At 46.2% G+C, this 16,417-nt stretch carries 8 protein-coding genes and 2 tRNA genes; 5 read left to right on the forward strand and 5 right to left on the reverse strand.

Annotated features, from left to right (window positions below):
• The first annotated feature begins 44 nt into the window (after window positions 1-44).
• Complete coding sequence (locus tag LZP69_RS04735; RefSeq protein WP_442800665.1) at window positions 45-1,355, forward strand: MATE family efflux transporter; 1,311 nt, start codon at window positions 45-47, stop codon at window positions 1,353-1,355.
• Window positions 1,356-1,398: 43 nt separating this feature from the next.
• On the opposite strand, the gene LZP69_RS04740 is transcribed toward LZP69_RS04735, so the two are convergent.
• The gene (locus LZP69_RS04740) at window positions 1,399-3,246 is read right to left on the reverse strand and encodes a PepSY domain-containing protein (RefSeq protein WP_234199045.1); all 1,848 of its coding nucleotides are present in this window, start codon (window positions 3,244-3,246) and stop codon (window positions 1,399-1,401) included.
• Window positions 3,243-3,989, reverse strand: coding sequence for a PepSY domain-containing protein (locus tag LZP69_RS04745; protein ID WP_234199046.1), 747 nt, complete (start codon window positions 3,987-3,989; stop codon window positions 3,243-3,245). The genes LZP69_RS04740 and LZP69_RS04745 overlap by 4 nt, the downstream gene beginning before the upstream one ends.
• Before the next feature lie 291 nt (window positions 3,990-4,280).
• Here LZP69_RS04745 and LZP69_RS04750 point away from each other — a divergent pair.
• Both LZP69_RS04750 and LZP69_RS04755 read left to right on the forward strand, forming a co-directional pair.
• A tRNA-Val gene (locus tag LZP69_RS04750) sits at window positions 4,281-4,357 on the forward strand.
• Between the two features lie 32 nt (window positions 4,358-4,389).
• Window positions 4,390-4,466, forward strand: a tRNA-Val gene (locus LZP69_RS04755).
• A gap of 90 nt (window positions 4,467-4,556) precedes the next feature.
• Here LZP69_RS04755 and LZP69_RS04760 read toward each other — a convergent pair.
• Both LZP69_RS04760 and LZP69_RS04765 read right to left on the reverse strand, forming a co-directional pair.
• The gene (locus LZP69_RS04760; protein ID WP_234199047.1) at window positions 4,557-5,498 is read right to left on the reverse strand and encodes an SMP-30/gluconolactonase/LRE family protein; all 942 of its coding nucleotides are present in this window, start codon (window positions 5,496-5,498) and stop codon (window positions 4,557-4,559) included.
• Between the two features lie 223 nt (window positions 5,499-5,721).
• Complete coding sequence (locus tag LZP69_RS04765) at window positions 5,722-9,126, reverse strand: LamG-like jellyroll fold domain-containing protein (RefSeq protein ID WP_234199048.1); 3,405 nt, start codon at window positions 9,124-9,126, stop codon at window positions 5,722-5,724.
• A gap of 339 nt (window positions 9,127-9,465) precedes the next feature.
• On the opposite strand from LZP69_RS04765, the gene LZP69_RS04770 reads away from it, so the two are divergent.
• The gene (locus tag LZP69_RS04770) at window positions 9,466-12,201 is read left to right on the forward strand and encodes a TonB-dependent receptor (RefSeq protein WP_234199262.1); all 2,736 of its coding nucleotides are present in this window, start codon (window positions 9,466-9,468) and stop codon (window positions 12,199-12,201) included.
• 98 nt (window positions 12,202-12,299) lie between these two features.
• Window positions 12,300-14,255, forward strand: a complete 1,956-nt coding sequence (locus LZP69_RS04775) for a glycoside hydrolase family 97 protein (protein ID WP_234199049.1) — start codon at window positions 12,300-12,302, stop codon at window positions 14,253-14,255.
• Window positions 14,256-14,531: 276 nt separating this feature from the next.
• On the opposite strand, the gene LZP69_RS04780 is transcribed toward LZP69_RS04775, so the two are convergent.
• Window positions 14,532-16,382, reverse strand: coding sequence for a family 43 glycosylhydrolase (locus LZP69_RS04780; RefSeq protein WP_234199050.1), 1,851 nt, complete (start codon window positions 16,380-16,382; stop codon window positions 14,532-14,534).
• Window positions 16,383-16,417 lie beyond the last annotated feature (35 nt).

Here is a 16,417-nt window from a genome sequence, read left to right on the forward strand (position 1 = left end):
GCTTTCAGGCCAAAAAACTCATCCAATTAGCGCTGCCCGTCCTCATCGCTCAAGTGACCCAGACCATGATGGGCTTTATCGATACCGCAATGGCGGGTCGCGTCAGTGCCATGGACATGGCGGCCGTTGCCATAGGCAGCAGCTTATGGTTACCTGCGCTGCTGTTTGTGCAAGGGCTATTAATGGCCTTTACCCCTGTTTTTGCTCATCACCACGGCGCCGATGAAGCCAAGGCGATTCAGCCTATGGCATTTCAAGCCGCCTATATTGCCATAATCGGCAGCATTTTAGTGATCGCCTTTCTCTATTTTGCTCCCTTAATTTTCAAAACCATGGCTATCGAAGCCGAGCTCGCCAAATTAAGCGTGCAGTATCTTCATGGTTTCGCCTGGGGAGTCCCCGCTTTCGTACTCTATCAGGTGCAAAGAGGTTGCAGTGAGGGGATCTCCTACACGTTGCCGACCATGATCATTGGCTTTGTCGGTTTAGCCGTCAACATCCCGGCAAACTATATCTTCATCTATGGTCATTTTGGTATGCCGGCAATGGGCGGCGCAGGTTGCGGCATTGCAACGGCGCTGGTGTTCTGGGCCATGTTCATTGCCATGACCCTCTATATGCAGTATCACAAACGCTTTGCTGCCATGGCTCCTTTCAGTGCTTTTCATCTGCCGCACTGGCCGACTATGTGGCGCATGACAAAACACGGTATGCCGATCGCGCTGGCGCTGTTTTTTGAAGTCAGCCTGTTTGCCATTATCGCGCTGCTATTAGCACCGTTAGGAGCAACCGTTGTCGCGGGCCATCAAATCGCGCTGAACTTCTCCTCCATCGTCTTTATGCTCCCCCTCTCCATAGGTATCGCCGTATCTATCCGTGTTGGCTACTATCTGGGGCAGCAAAATGCTGAGGTGGCCAAACTGGTCACTAAAGTCGGATTGGGTATCGCCTTTGGCCTGGCGCTGTTTACCGCCATTATCACTGTGCTTTTTCGAACTCAAATCGCCCTGCTCTATAACCAGAATCCTGAGGTTATCGCCCTCGCCGGCAGTTTGATGTTTTTAGCGGCACTTTATCAGCTGTCAGATTCGGTTCAAGTAGTAGCAGCAGGCGCGCTGCGTGGCTATAAAGATACTCGCAGCGCGTTTTACATTACGCTTTTTTCCTACTGGGCGATCGGCATGGTGCTGGGTTACACCTTATCTAGCACCAACCTTATCGTAGCCCCCATGGGGGCTCATGGCTTCTGGATAGGGTTAATTGCTGGATTAACCAGTGCTGCCGTGCTGTTTGCGCTGAGGCTGCATCAGATACAGCGACGTCAGCTTGCTGCATCTATCTCATCAATGAGGTAAACACAGCAAGCATCATCTGTAACAGGGTTAATGAGCAGAAAGATCAGGAGAAGTCATCGAAAGCGATATGACTTTGTGGAACCCCTTTATCTCCTAATAAACCTATGGTGTCAGCCATGAGCCCTTTAGGCCCGCAGAGGTAAAACTCAGGTGGGCCATTTTCCAGCAGCTGTTGCCAATTGAGTGCCACCACATCCTGAGCATAGCCAGTCGCGCCTAACCAGGCATCGTCAGGCCGAGATAAAATCGGGTAATAATGAAACTGCGGATACAGTTTCGCTAACTGATAAAAATAGTCGAGATAAATCAAATCATGTTCGCTGCGAGCACCATAGAAAAAATGCAGCTGACGTGGCGGATTTCCTGCCTGATGATCCCGATAACGAGTCAGCTGTTCTTCTATCAAGGCTTTGAGCGGCGCCATACCCGAACCTGCCCCGACTAATACCATGCTTTTATCACTGTTATGCTTAGCATAAAACTCTTCAAAGGGTCCTAATACTTCAACGCGATCGCCAACGCTGAGATTTCCTAGGTAGTTCGAGCCTATACCCGGCAGCTGACTAGGCTCCTTAGCACTTTGCAATTTAATCACAAACACCAGTTCCTGAGTCAGTGCATCAATACTGGCCAGAGAGTAACTTCGGCTGCAGGCTCCATGTTCATAATCCTTACGGACAATCTCTTGCCAATGTGCTTGCAGTTCACCTGGAACTGACGTTGGCACAGAATGACCACTCCCCTTAGGGATCATAAATCGCATAAAGGCGCCTGCTTTATACTCAATGGGTTCTTTTGTCAGTGCCTTGAAACGCAGCTCCTTAATAAATGGACTTATAAAGGTGCTACTGACTAAGGCTAATTGATATTTTTTGGCTGCTGTCGTCTCCAGCAAGGTTATCTTTTCAACATTATCACTGAAATGCTGGCAAGCCAGACAATAGCCCTGCGCGAGTTCGCTGGCACTGAAATGCTCACGGTCGGCAGTGGTCGCACTCACACTTTGGTCCAACCTAATACGGCATCGACCACAGGTTCCCCCCCCACCACAGGTAGAAGGTAAGATGATGTTGTGATCGACCAGTCCATCCAATAAATTTTTATGGCTGGAAAAAGCTCTCTCACCTAAATTTTTCTGGTTGCTATCGAACAAGTTGACCCTGTTTTTACCGGCAAACAGAGGGATTTTATATTGCCCACGCTTGAGCAAATCGACAGTCCAATACAGGCCTGTGCCACTGAGAAAAAGCGCCACAAAGGCAAACAGCATCATAAAGAGATTATTGAAACTCCCTTGATTGGCGTAATCCATAAAATGCAATTTAAGGAAAAAGTCTGCGAGGCGTTTGTCATCATCGCTGTGCCCCACTATGCGCCCAGAGTCTGCCTCGACATAAACACTCGTGTTAACCTCATCATTAAAGTTCACCTGCCATGCTGCATTCTTTTGTTTAAGAAAATCGGCGATCGGCGGCTCCATTAAGTTAACAGAGATAATCTCACCGGGCCCATTATAGGAATCACGTGCCAAAGTGCGGGCAAAATCAGTATCTATGCTTACCGCTTTCCCTGTCACTGCGTCCACCAAGGAGTAGCTATTGACAAAATGGGCGTATAATCCGCGCTCATGATTAAGCAGATAGTAGGGCTTTTGTGCCAATTCGATTAATTTAAGCCTGGTACTGGGAGCACTATCTTTTAGCACTGCAGAGGGTTCTTGAAGTTGGAGGCTGCTCCAATCGAGCGATGGGTGTAAATGGGCTCTATAGCTATGGCCTGCGGCCTTGGTGTGATCCATCAAATTGAAATAAAGCCCTGTGCCAAGCCAGATAAGAAACTGAAGCCCAACGAAAATTGATGCCCATTTATGGGTTTTTCTGACTATGCTCATCGCGCCACTCCAACTGCACCTAATTGCTCTGTTTCGGAAGCTCTTGATTCGGAGTCCTTTTGACGAAACACACGAAAATAGACAAGCACCATGCCCAGCACTGAGGATAAAATCCCTAACGCGGAAAACCAGAGCAATAAGTTATTATCGAGATCTTCGCCGTCGTCATAGTCCATCACATGAAAGCGAAACATCCAGTCAAATAGCCGCCAGAAATCATGGCGCTTGCCAACCAATTGCCCAGTTTCGGCTGAGATATAAATCGCAGGAGCCCCCAGTTCGGCGAAATTGACTCGCCAGGCAGGTAAGACTCTAGCACTCAACTCAAAGGGCGGGTTTTCAAGGATAAGCTCACTAGTTTTGATTTCTCCTACGCCTGAATAATAAAAGCGCGCGGCCTTTTCAGCCTGTGTCCGATCTAAAGGCTCAATAGGCTGGCCACTATTGGCATCTATAGCCATTTTTTGCTTATCTAAGGAAAAACGATAAACCGTTTTATCCAGATAACGGTCAAGAATGACGTTTGTCGCTTGGGGGTACTGCTTGAATAAGGATTGCAGAGGATAGTGTATCTGTTGTGGATCGATTTTATCCTGAACATTATTCACTAATGTATCACCATGGATGTAATCGATATTCAAAAACACCATGTAAGCACCGCTGATCGACCAGATAATAAATTGAAGGCCAATAAAGGCCATCAACCATTTATGAAGTTTCCTGCTGGTTTTCAAAAGACCCATAGAAAATTGATTTAACCTATTTTAGTTATTGTTATTGGTTAGTTGTTAGTGGTTATTGAGCTTGCTTTTAAGAGTGTCTAACACTCATCAAGGGTCTTATCCTATAGGTCATGCAGGGCTAAGACCACAGATATATAGGCTATTAACCTTGGAAGAGGTGGCCAAACACGCCAGTTGCACAGCAAATCACCGCTTAAACAGCATTTTGCGAATTTTTACTTGCAACAATAGACCCAACCCACTTAATATAGCGCTCGTTCGATAACAAGCGTTAACGAACGATAAAACAATACAACCGTAGCTCAGTTGGTTAGAGCACCACCTTGACATGGTGGGGGTCGGTGGTTCGAATCCACTCGGTTGTACCATTTATTGACTGTTTTTATCTTGCAATGACAATACAACCGTAGCTCAGTTGGTTAGAGCACCACCTTGACATGGTGGGGGTCGGTGGTTCGAATCCACTCGGTTGTACCACGCTTTTCAGCAACACTTTTAGCAGACTGCTTTAAAGAAAGTGCTGTAAAGAACAAGGCCAGCGAAAGCTGGTTTTTTTGTGCCTGACATTTACCGAACCGCTTCACCCAAGAGGAAGCGGTTACTGCCCAAGCCTTTTACTCCATGAAGCTCATAAATAAACAGCGAGCCCGCCATAGGCTGATCGGCCAACTGCTGCTCACTTAATCCCTCTTTTGCGCTTGTGATGATAAGCCAATTAAGATCTTTGCCCCCTATAGTCACGCTGGTGGGATTGCTAACTGGCAGTAAGAGTTCTAAATCGATGTGACCCTCAGGGTCGTATCGAACTACTTTGCCGCCGTTCCAATGGGCGCTCCAGATATAGCCATCACTGTCAACATCCGCACCATCGGGTAAAGCACCATTAGCGGTATATGCCAGTGTTTCTGGACGTTTAAATGAAAGTGGCGTTTGATTAAACTCAAAACGCTGGATCTGCTGTTTCACCGAGTCAGCATGGTAAACATAATCACCCTCTGGACTCCAGCAAAGGCTATTGGCGATCTCAATACCGCTCAATATCTTATGGCAACTAAGCTGATGATCTATGCAGTAGAGTGCACCTAGCTCAACTGAATTTATACCTTGCGGATCCTCACCCCTATTTTCAACCGGACTCTCAACCATAGTCCCAGCCCAAAATCGGCCTTGTCTGTCCACCCTGCCATCATTGAATCTATGATGAGACTTATCTATTTCAGGCGTGGCTAACCACTGCAATGCTTGACTTTGAAGATGGTACAGCGCGATTCCTTTTTCAAATGCGACAATCAATCTGGGATCATTTTCAATCAATGCAAAACAACCGACCCGCATCGGCATCGCATATTGATTAAGTGAGTTAGACTCGACAGAGAACTGAAAAAGCATGGATGCCTGAATATCCGTCCACCAGATACACTGACTTTCACAGTCCCAGATCACCCCCTCACCTAAGCTGTTGCTGACATTAAGCGTATGAATGAGTTTGCCGACTGATACTGAGCCCATAATTAACCTGAATTTGTGAATTTGATTCGATTGTGGTAATTAAATTGCGTAAATTAGTTAGCTAATTGAAAACGCAGCATAATATAACAAGCTGGCAGAATAAAACCAATTTACTCAATTTTAGCGTTAACCAGATTGTGGATCTAAAAAACAGGCAATAAAAAAGCTAGCGACTTGCGCTAGCTTTTTTTCAGATGCACGACTTAACCGTGCAAATTCAAACTTAATTGGTTTCGTTAACGAGATCCATCACATCTTGCGCTGTGATCACTTCATCATAGAACTTAAGCTCATCGATAGCACCGGCATAAGGTGTATCCCAGAAGTTCACACCAATCGCGAAGTTAGTGGTTGCGCCACTGAATACATCAGGGAAACCAAAACCAGAGAACTTAAGCTCACCGTTGATAAACACCTTCACTTCACCACCATTCACAGTGTAGGCAAAGTGAGACCATTCACCTACAGGTAGCGCATAGTCAGTTACACCATCATACCAAGCGGTACCCGACCACAAGATTGAATGCACACCGTCAAAACCACCTGGTAGTACACTTGTCCACTTAGCGTCAGTTGCATAACCAAACAGAGCAGTAGTGTAAGCACTTAGTTGAGTGGGGTTGAGCCACATGGCCACTGAGTAAGTGTGATCTTTAATTAAGTTGCTTGGCAACTCAATACCTGATGCACCATCAAGCACAGCCGCTTGACCAACAGCACCCGCTTCATAGCTCAAGTTACCCCCAGGAACACCGATGAAGTTACCTACTACTGTACCGGCACCAAAGTTGGCTGTGGTATCAGTTAGGTTATCTTCGAAGCTAAACACGGCAACTGGTGTTGGCGGCGCAAGGGATTTAACTGTCGCAGTAAATACCTTAGTGCTGGTCTCTGTGCCCAGTTTCAAGCTTGCTGTTAGGGTCACCTGTTTATCTGTGTCATCACGACCAGGCTGTGTTACGCCGCCCTTCTCATCAATTACAGTCACATCAGATGAGGTCCAAGTAATGGCCGACGCATAAGGGCCTGTAACGGGTAAATCTAGATCTTCACGAACCGCGGTTAAATCGCCAAGATCTAACAGGTTAGTTGCCGAAGCCAGAAGGTCAGTGTCGGATAACTTATCGATATCCAGCGCCTTCACCTCTTCTGCACTGAGTCCAGCCTCATAGACTTTAAGCTCGTCGATTAGACCATTAAATGGTAGATCCCAGTAGTTTACACCTAAGGAAAATACGCCATCTTGACCACTGAAGATATCGCGCAGGTTACCTGAGCTGAATTTCTCAACGCCATCGATATAAACACTGGCGACACCTTTCTTAACTGAGAAGGCGACATGTGACCAGGCATTTTCAGCAATACGTTCACCGGCACTACCATCAAACCAGAACACAGTACCATCATCGGCTTCACTGCGGCTCCAAAGCATGGTATTCACATCCCAGCTCTGAGGCACAAGACTAATCCAATTATTGGCAAAGACATTACCCAGATCATCACCTACTTCAACGCCGCCAAAGAAGGCTGTAGTGAAACCAGTAATGACAGTGGGGTTAGCCCAGAACGACACTGTATATTCATAGTTTGAGATCAAGCCGTTAGGCAGTTTCACACCATGAGCACCATCGAGTGCTAAGGCGTTACCTTCCATACCCATAGCGTAAGTAACGCTATCTGTGCTTGGGGTAAAGATACGATCGCCTGTGTACTCACCATCGGCGAATAAACCCAGTGAGTCAGACAGATTGTCATCGAAGCTGTAAGTTGCAATGCGGTTATAAGGCTGTCTTGCCAATACCGTCACTTCATAGGTTTTCACCACAGTCACGCCATTGATGGTGATGGTCGCGGTTAGGGTCACTAGCTGATCGCCTTCGCCCGCATTTGGACGCACAACAGTACCGTCGGTACGGATAAGATCCGGATTGCTCGATGTCCACACTATGGTTGCGCCGCGAGTTGCATCACTAGGCAGTGAGATACTGTCCTCTTTTACCTCGGCAGGAATAACAATCACAGAGGCAATCTTGTCTGCCACTTCCTGAGGTGTCTGCTTGGTCAGCTGCGAGCCCCATACTGACACCCCTTCATTGGAGAGCGCAGTAAAGGTGGGTACCAACTTTTGCAGCCTATTATCCCATTGCCAGGCAAGAACGCCTTCAAACGTGCCCATGTCATTAAGTTTAAGGGTGATGCGGTTAGGCTCGTTCTCATAGATGCGGTAAGTCCCTGTCACCTGACCTTTAACCGTACGGTTTTCAGTCAAGGTGAGGTATACCGACTGCTTGGCCTCGGTATTGGTATCATGACCTAAGTTAATGAAACGGTAATCACCTGCTAAATCAACACCATCGACAATGTTTTCACCATCGATTGGAGTATAACGCTGGGGTGATGCCACTAACCAACCATCGGCGTTAACAAACATCTCGTGAACGCGTACAGCATGCTCTGGGCCGCGATCTGGGAAGCGTGTATGGGTGATTAAGAAATACTTGCCAGTTTCTTTATCGTAATAAGCCGAGTTGTGACCAGGAGATAAGTAACCATAACTGCCGGCATCATCACCTGTTTTAGCAACAAAATCAAAGCCGCCCATCAGCTTATTACCATAGCCTTCTGGCGAGTCATAAACTGTGCTCATATCATTACCAGCGGCATCATAATATGGGCCATCTGGATTCACAGAGCGAGAAACACGGATGTTATAACCGCCATTAGCATCGAAACCGCCGATAGAGGTAAACAGGTAATAATAATCGCTATCTGGACTATAGAGAATGTATGAACCTTCGTTGGCGTGGAAGTTGCCACCGGTTAGACGGGTACCATAACCTTGTCCTGGAACAGGCATGGCTGTGGCATCATCCATCTTAAGAATAAATATGCCGCCAGAGTATGAACCATAGGTCATCCATAACTGGCCGTCTTTATCATAAAACACATCTGGATCGATAGCGTTAGGCATGGTAGCAGGGTCATAACTGGTCACCCCTTCAGGGCCCATGCCAGCAGCAATTTCAGCATCTGTCATGCCAGAACGCAGGAAGACACCTTTATCTGTGTAAGGTCCTTCGACATTATCGGCGACCGCTACCCCAATAAATGAACGATGATGACAAACTGGCTCTTGATCATTATCCGCATTATTACACCAGTTGTAATAGAAATAATATTTGTCATCTTTTAGCTGAACAACATCAGAAGCCCAAGAGCCTTTAAAGTATGGCCCAGTCCACTGGAAGCCTTCGGCCATCTGAGTCGACATGGTATCAAATAGTGGGTTTAGATCGGTTGCATCATTTGCAACACGTTCAATTGTGCCACCATTGCCATCATCCTCGGAGCGAGTCAGGTAGCTCCAGTTCATCAAGTCAGTGGATTTAGCCGCAGCAAGGTGCGAACCAAATACATAGTAGGTATCACCGGATTTGATCACTGAAGGGTCGTGAACGGCCAGATCGTTAAAATCGATAACATCTGCCTGAATAGTAGGATCTGGAGATTGTGCAATTTCAGGAATGAAATCTGATGGCAGTCCTCCCGACTCACCATCTCCACCGCAGCCAGCAAGTGATAACACACCTGCACTCGCCATCGCTAACATTAACTTATTAATTTTCATTAGAATGTTTTTCCCCAATTAAAATAGACATCAGCATTTTTGTTTGGTGTAAATGTCTCAAACTGACTCACACAATGGTTAAATTATGTAACAGGTGAACAGCGTCAGTTAAAATCATCATACAATAGTATTTAACAAAACAGCAAAGTGTTATTTAAATAAGCTACCTAGACCTCATTTCTCGATACATGAGCAAGTATTTTGTTGACAGCTTATTAGTCATACAATAGCATCATTAAAATTATAGCAACAAAATTTTTACCGGGATGTTCTATAAACCACAATGAAGTAATTGCACTTTGGGGGCTTTAATTCATGTTTAAACGTACGATAATCAGCATGGCGGTTGCATCATCATTTTTGATTGCACACCAAGCTTACGCTGAAGAAGAAAAAACTGACGACATTGAAGTAATACAAGTTAGCGGGATCCGTGGCAGTCTTACACAAGCAATTTCATTAAAAAAAGAAAATGTGCAGATCGTGGATTCCATCATTGCTGAGGATATCGGCAAATTCCCAGATAATAACGTAGTCGAAGCACTACAGCGTGTTTCTGGCGTTCAAACCACTGGCCGCGGCGGCGGTGAAGTGAGCGGTGTTACCATTCGTGGTCTTGGAGATGTTTCTACGACTGTTAATGGTAGACAAATCTTTACCTCTATCGGTCGTTCTGTAGCACTAGCAGACATTCCTGCTTCTCTGCTTAACAGTGTCGATGTTTATAAGACACGTTCAGCCAACCTCATTGAGGGTGGTATTGCCGGTCAAATCGACATTAAAACCAACCGCCCTTTCAATTTCCAAGGCGATAAAGTGGTTGTTGCTGCCCGTGGTATCTACATGGATTCCAGCGACAAGGTCGATCCTAACGTCAGTATTCTAGCCAGTAATCGCTGGGAAACCGGTTTAGGTGACTTCGGTGCCCTATTCAACGCTTCCTATGCGAAAAGTAATTACCGCGACCAAAACATCTGGATAGGCTCATCTGATCCTTATCGCGCAGATGATTTCACCCGTATCCCTGCTTCAGCTGTGACCCCAGGTGAAGAACTCTCTACCAAGCCTGGTTCGACAATTAATGTAAATGGTGTCGATACTGAATATGTGATGCTACGCGATGCGATGGGCTTTACCGACTTTACCGGTGAGCGCGAACGTCCTGCGATGAACCTATCACTTCAGTGGGCACCGACTGATAATTCTGAGTATCTGTTTGAAGCCTTCTACAATGGCTACCGTGACCAAAACTTCAACTCGCTGCTATTTAGCTTTGTAAATGGTAACAACCATTTCAGAGCACCAGAGTTTTATGAAGGCACCAATGTTATCAAGAAGACTTACATCAATGATGCAGCCCTATTCACCAGTGGTGATGGCGGCACAGGCAAGACAGACAGCTTCGTCTACGCCTTAGGTGGTAAGTGGGAAATTGGTGACGACTTAATCCTTAATTCTGAAGTGGTCTATCAAACCAGTACTTATGAGCGTTCATTTGTTGCAATACAAACCACATCGTCCCGTGACAGATTGGCGGTAGATTTCAACCACAATGGCTCAGGCAACCCTGCTTTCTCCTATCTTGACGATCCTAGCACCCCTTACGATGAAGGCAGTCTGACTGATGTTAATGCCTATACCATGGGCACTATGTTCGACAACAGCGGTAAAGATACAGGCGATGCGATCACTTGGACCTTGGACGGTGACTACGCTTTATACGCTGGCATGTTTGAGACTGTGGATTTTGGGGTACGTTACAACAAACGTACAGCGAAATCTCAATCAAAAGATCAATCAAGTGGTGCCTGCTCAAATAATGGCGCTGCTTGTGTGCTAGCCGATATCGATGGTCTAGCCTACACGACAGAGTCCGGTTTCTACGATAACAACGCCTATGTGCCTAACAACTGGTTATCCACTGACGGCAACTGGATGATCAATAACATCAAATACCTACGTGGACTTTATGGCTTAGATCTTAATGGTGGCGATTACTTAGATGAACGCACATTTGACATCACAGAGCAAACCATAGCTGCTTATCTGCAAACCAACTATGCCACTGAGCTGTTTGGTTTAACCTTAGATGGCCAAATTGGTGTACGTGTGGTGAACAGCAAGACAGATCTATCGTTTAACGAACTAGCAGCTAGTCGCGTTGAGCAAACCACAGAAGATACCAATGTGCTACCTAGCTTTATGGCTCGTTACTATCTGACTGACGATCTTCTGCTGCGATTCGCTTATGGTAAAACCATCAGTCTGCCAAACTTTGGCGATTTGAACCCAACCATGAGCCTGACGCCACCTAACCCAGGTACAAACCAAGACTTTGGTTATGCGTCCAGTGGTAACCCAAATCTAAAACCGGTTGAATCACAAAACTTCGACTTGTCTTTAGAGTGGTACTTTGCAGAAAGTAGCAGCCTATATGGTGTGTTATTTAGACGTGATGTCGACGGCTTTGTTTACTCAGCAAACCGCAATATCGAAATCACTAACAATCCAAACCCTGATTACAATGCTAAATATGTACTGACTCAGCCACTTAATGCTGGTAAAGGTACGCTTCAAGGTTTAGAGCTTGGCTTTACTTGGTTCCCTGATGATTTACCAGAGTGGTTGCAAGGTATTGGTCTACAAACCAGCTACACCTATATCGATGGTGATACCAAAGATCCAATCTACTCAGAATTGCCAGATGGTAGCGCGGGTCCTTTAGTTGGCTATGAAACTAATCCATTAATCGGTGTCTCCGAAAACTCATACAGTGTCGTACTGGCCTATGAGAAAGAGGACTACTCAGCGCGTCTTTCTTATGTATACCGTGATGAGTTCTTAACCGGCTACAACTTCTGTTGTTCTATGCCAACGGGTACATACAGCGATTCAGAAGCCAACATGGACTTCCAATTTAGCTGGAACGTGACACCTGATTGGGTATTGACCTTCGATGCGACTAACTTAACGGGTGAAGAGTACCACAGCGCCTATACAGACTTTAATCTGTACAACAGTGGTTCAACCATCATCAGCCGTACCTTCGCATTAGGTACACGCTACGCTTTCTAAGCAATTAGATAGAAGTCACTCTAATAAAAGCTAATCATCTGATTAGCTTTTATTTTTTCTAGCATCTGCAGACAATTTTCAGGCCATAAGGAACCAATATGAAGCCGATAATGCCAATGAGCATGACTTTACTCTGTTTATCTTGCAATGCCGCTTATGCCATCGATTATCAAGTTCACAGCCCTGATCAGCAAATCGCTGTCACTGTTAGCTTAAACGACAACAAACTTAGCTATCGAATCGATAAAAACAACAGCATAGTTTTAGCGCATTCTACACTGGGACTCAGTTTATCTGACCGCACTTTCTATCAAAATTTCAGCCAGCTAAGTGCATCTAACGTCACTAAAATTTCAGAAGACTACCAGCTGTTTACCGGCAAGCAAACCCAGGTTAACTATCAAGCCAATGAGCGCCAATTTCACTTAGTAAATGACAAAGCGCAAAAACTGGATATTACCTTTCGCGTTTCAGATGATGGTGTGGCTTTCCACTACACAGCCTTAAATGATCAAAAAACCGAGAACGAACCAAAAACCATCAAAGCGGAGCATACTAGCTTCCAGCTACCTAGCCACAGCAAAGCCTGGTTACAACCTATTGCCGAAGCACAAACAGGATGGGCAAACACCAACCCTTCCTATGAAGAACACTACCTCATGGGTATCGATGTTGGTAACGCTTCTCCCTCTCCTGCTGGCTGGGTGTTCCCCGCACTATTTAATACTTCAAAACCAACAACAGATGAGCAGCAGCAAGTTTGGCTGGCCATCACAGAAGCAGGCATAAAAGGTTATCACCACGCCTCACGACTCGAAGCACAATCACCCGATGGCAATTACCAGATTGGCGAACCCCAGGCGCCTGAAGTGTTCACCCATCAAGGATTATTGACTAAGGGAAAATTACCCCTCGATACACCTTGGCGGGTGTTGGCGCTAGGTTCATTGGAACAAGTTGCCAATTCGACCCTAGGAACCGATCTGGCTGAACCAACTAAAGCCTTTGCCACCGACTTTATCAAACCCGGTTTAGCCACTTGGAGCTGGGGACTATTAAAGGATGAATCCATCACTTACCCGGTGCAGAAACAATTTATCGATCATGCTGCCGATATGCGCTGGCAATATGCCTTAGTGGATGTCAATTGGGACAGAAATATTGGCGATGAAAAATTGGCTCAGTTGGTTGAATATGCCAGCAGCAAACAAGTTGGCGTTTTTGTTTGGTATAACTCGTCTGGGGATTGGAACACCACTGAGTATAGCCCCAAGAGCAAGTTACTGACGAAAACAGCACGTCAACAAGCCTTTTCCAAACTCCAAAAGATGGGCGTTAAAGGCGTTAAAATTGACTTTTTCGCCGGCGATGGCCAATCCATGATGGCCTATTATCATGAGATATTAAAGGATGCAGCCGAGCATCAATTGCTGGTCAATTTCCATGGCACTACTCTGCCTCGGGGTCTGCAGCGCACTTACCCTAATCTGCTCACCTCTGAGGCGGTCAAAGGGTTTGAGATGATCACCTTCTTCCAAGACTCAGCCGATAAAGAAGCCAGCCACAGTACCATGCTGCCCTTTACCCGCAACCTGTTCGATCCCATGGATTTTACGCCCACCACTTTTAACGCCATTCCTAATATTGAGCGAAAAACCACTAATGCATTCCAGTTGGCTCTGCCGGTACTCTTTATCAGTGGTGTACAACACATAGTGGAAACACCGCAAGGCATGAAAAATGTGCCCGATTTTGTCAAAGCCTTCTTACAAGAGTTGCCAACACAGTGGGATGAGTCACGCTATGTGGCTGGCACACCGGGCAAACTCGCGGTTTTTGCACGACATCGTGGCGATACCTGGTATCTTGCTGGGATCAATGGGGAAAACCAGGTCAAAGAACTCAACCTGGATTTAAGCTTTTTACCCCAGCAGCAGGCGCAAATGATCAGCAGCGATGACTTTCTGGGTTTTAAGCAGACGCACATTATCCCTTCATCTAAAACACGGATAACACTGCAAGGTAACGATGGTTTCGTTATCCGCCTAAATTAGGCTTAAAATTCAGTCAACTTAAATTCAATCAACATAAATTCAGTCAACATACAGACAAAGCGATGCCTAGCATCGCTTTTTTTTCCGTTTCTATTGTGAATTAGGTAAAAAAAAGCAGTTACCGCATCCTGCGGCAACTGCATATAAAAGGTTGAGCGAAAAAGCTGCTCAACAAAATTTGCCAATAAAGCGACCTAAACTTATGTTGGCAAACAAACACGAAAAGCGTTTAATTCAAGCTAATGCAGATATGCTCCATTAGCTTGTCTGACAAATTTACTTATTGACCTCTCTGAAGTAGAACTGCTGAGAGATAGTGCTCTTCCACACATCCTCGACTATGTTATCGCCATTGGCATAAGACTCGCCTGACACCTTCATCGAAGAGCCGCCTTTACGGGAAACCACACGTAGAGAACCATTAGGCATATACTCGGCGCGCCATTCGCCATCATCGCTCGCACAGCTGCCAAGCTTCAAATTGCCCTTATCACTGACGAGACACTGTTTTGCGCTGTTCAATGATTGCAGACGGTAATAACCTTCCGATGTTGGCAATGCTTTCCACTGCTGGCAGGCGCTGGCGGTGTATTCATGCTGCGCCACGTTAGCATTAGCATCTACAGCGCAGTTCTCGGCACTCACGACACGACCGCTATGAGCGTTAACGATAGCAAAGTCAGAGACAGGTTCGATACGCCAGTCTGTGCAATCACCGCGGCGATTCTCGCCAGCAACCACTTCAGTACCTGATTTGCTGCTGCAACTCTTAGCTTGAATATTCTTGATTGACACTTCGTTAGCAAAACGGAACCAAGCATCCTGAGTCGCATCCACAGACCAACGCTGACAACGTGACGACACCCATGGGCCTGCACTTAAGCCTGTGGCAGCTTCATCTTGACACAGCTCTTGAGTCAGGAAAGTACCGTATTGGGCACTGGCTAAGCGGTAAAGACCTTCATTCGTGGGATCGATTACCCAGCTGCTGCCTTTGGCATCACAATCTGCAACCGTAATCTTTCCTTTAGCGTCAGTCACCATGCACTGATTGCTGTCATGGTTAACGATACGGTATTTAACCCCTTCAACCTTGGCCGTTAGCGGGCCTTGTTCACCACTGGGGACAGGCAGTTGTTTCTTGTCAGCCATTGGCTCACCGAACACAGGCAGGCCACTCTTATCCCAATTAATTGGCTGAGCACGCGCTGCACGGGTACCGCTACAACCATCGGTTGGTGACGAGTTACCGTGATAAATTAACCAGTCTTGAGTGCCATCGGGTGACTTAAAGAAACCGTGGTGACCCGGGCCGAACACACCGTTACCTTTGCTGAAGAATGGCTCATCGAACTTGGTCCAAGAGGCAGGATCCATAGGATCTTTGCCTGTGAGTTCTACTACCGCCAACTTGTAATCTTCTGTGTTACAAAAGCTTGAAGAGTGAACCAGGAAGGTTCTGTCATTGTGGACTATGATCTCTGGTCCTTCGTTCACATTCAGGCCCGATTTTTCCCATTCGTAATCAGGCTTAGTGATCACCTTGTGCTCTCCTACCACAGTCCAAGGGTTGGACATTTTAGCGATCAGGTTCACCTGATCGTCGCCATGCCACTCAGACCAAAGGAAATAGAGCTGACCTTCATGCTCAAAATAGCTACCGTCGATATTCCAATGATCTGGCATAGGCGTCCCTTTATAAATATAGGGACCCATAGGATTTGAACCTTCACTCTCTAGGATATGGTTGCGTTGTCCATCGAAATTCTCTTCAATGCCCGAGGTGTATATGACATACCAACGTAACCCTTTCTCGGTTTGCAGTGGATGAAACTCAAAGGCCCAGAAGTTACAGCAACGAGATTTATCGGCACCTGACCAGATATTATGCGCTGGTGCGTCGGCCAAACCTTCGATAGTGGGAGATTTACGCATCACCAACTCAGATGTCCAAGTGGTGGTGGTCAGATAATAGTTACCATTGAAATAGTGCATCCAGGGATCGGCACCATTACGAAACAATGGGTTAGAAAAAGTATCACCAGCGACCTGCAATTTTTCTGCTGTTACTTGCGCAGGGGTTGCTGCCTGTGCAAGCGGAGTAGCGAAGGCTGCAGCGAGTGCCATCGCGGTTATCGATTTTTTCAATCTATGAGTCATTG

Origin of the sequence: Shewanella sp. AS1, from assembly GCF_021412565.1 — a bacterium.
Taxonomy (GTDB): domain Bacteria; phylum Pseudomonadota; class Gammaproteobacteria; order Enterobacterales; family Shewanellaceae; genus Shewanella.

Excerpts from the sequence above, each read along its gene's own strand:
- LZP69_RS04780 (WP_234199050.1), bottom strand. The coding sequence starts at position 16,382 with ATGGCACTCGCTGCAGCCTTCGCTACTCCGCTTGCACAGGCAGCAACC.
- LZP69_RS04770 (WP_234199262.1), top strand. The coding sequence starts at position 9,466 with ATGGCGGTTGCATCATCATTTTTGATTGCACACCAAGCTTACGCTGAA.
- LZP69_RS04765 (WP_234199048.1), bottom strand. The coding sequence starts at position 9,126 with ATGAAAATTAATAAGTTAATGTTAGCGATGGCGAGTGCAGGTGTGTTA.
- LZP69_RS04760 (WP_234199047.1), bottom strand. The coding sequence starts at position 5,498 with ATGGGCTCAGTATCAGTCGGCAAACTCATTCATACGCTTAATGTCAGC.
- LZP69_RS04745 (WP_234199046.1), bottom strand. The coding sequence starts at position 3,989 with ATGGGTCTTTTGAAAACCAGCAGGAAACTTCATAAATGGTTGATGGCC.
- LZP69_RS04775 (WP_234199049.1), top strand. The coding sequence starts at position 12,300 with ATGAAGCCGATAATGCCAATGAGCATGACTTTACTCTGTTTATCTTGC.
- LZP69_RS04740 (WP_234199045.1), bottom strand. The coding sequence starts at position 3,246 with ATGAGCATAGTCAGAAAAACCCATAAATGGGCATCAATTTTCGTTGGG.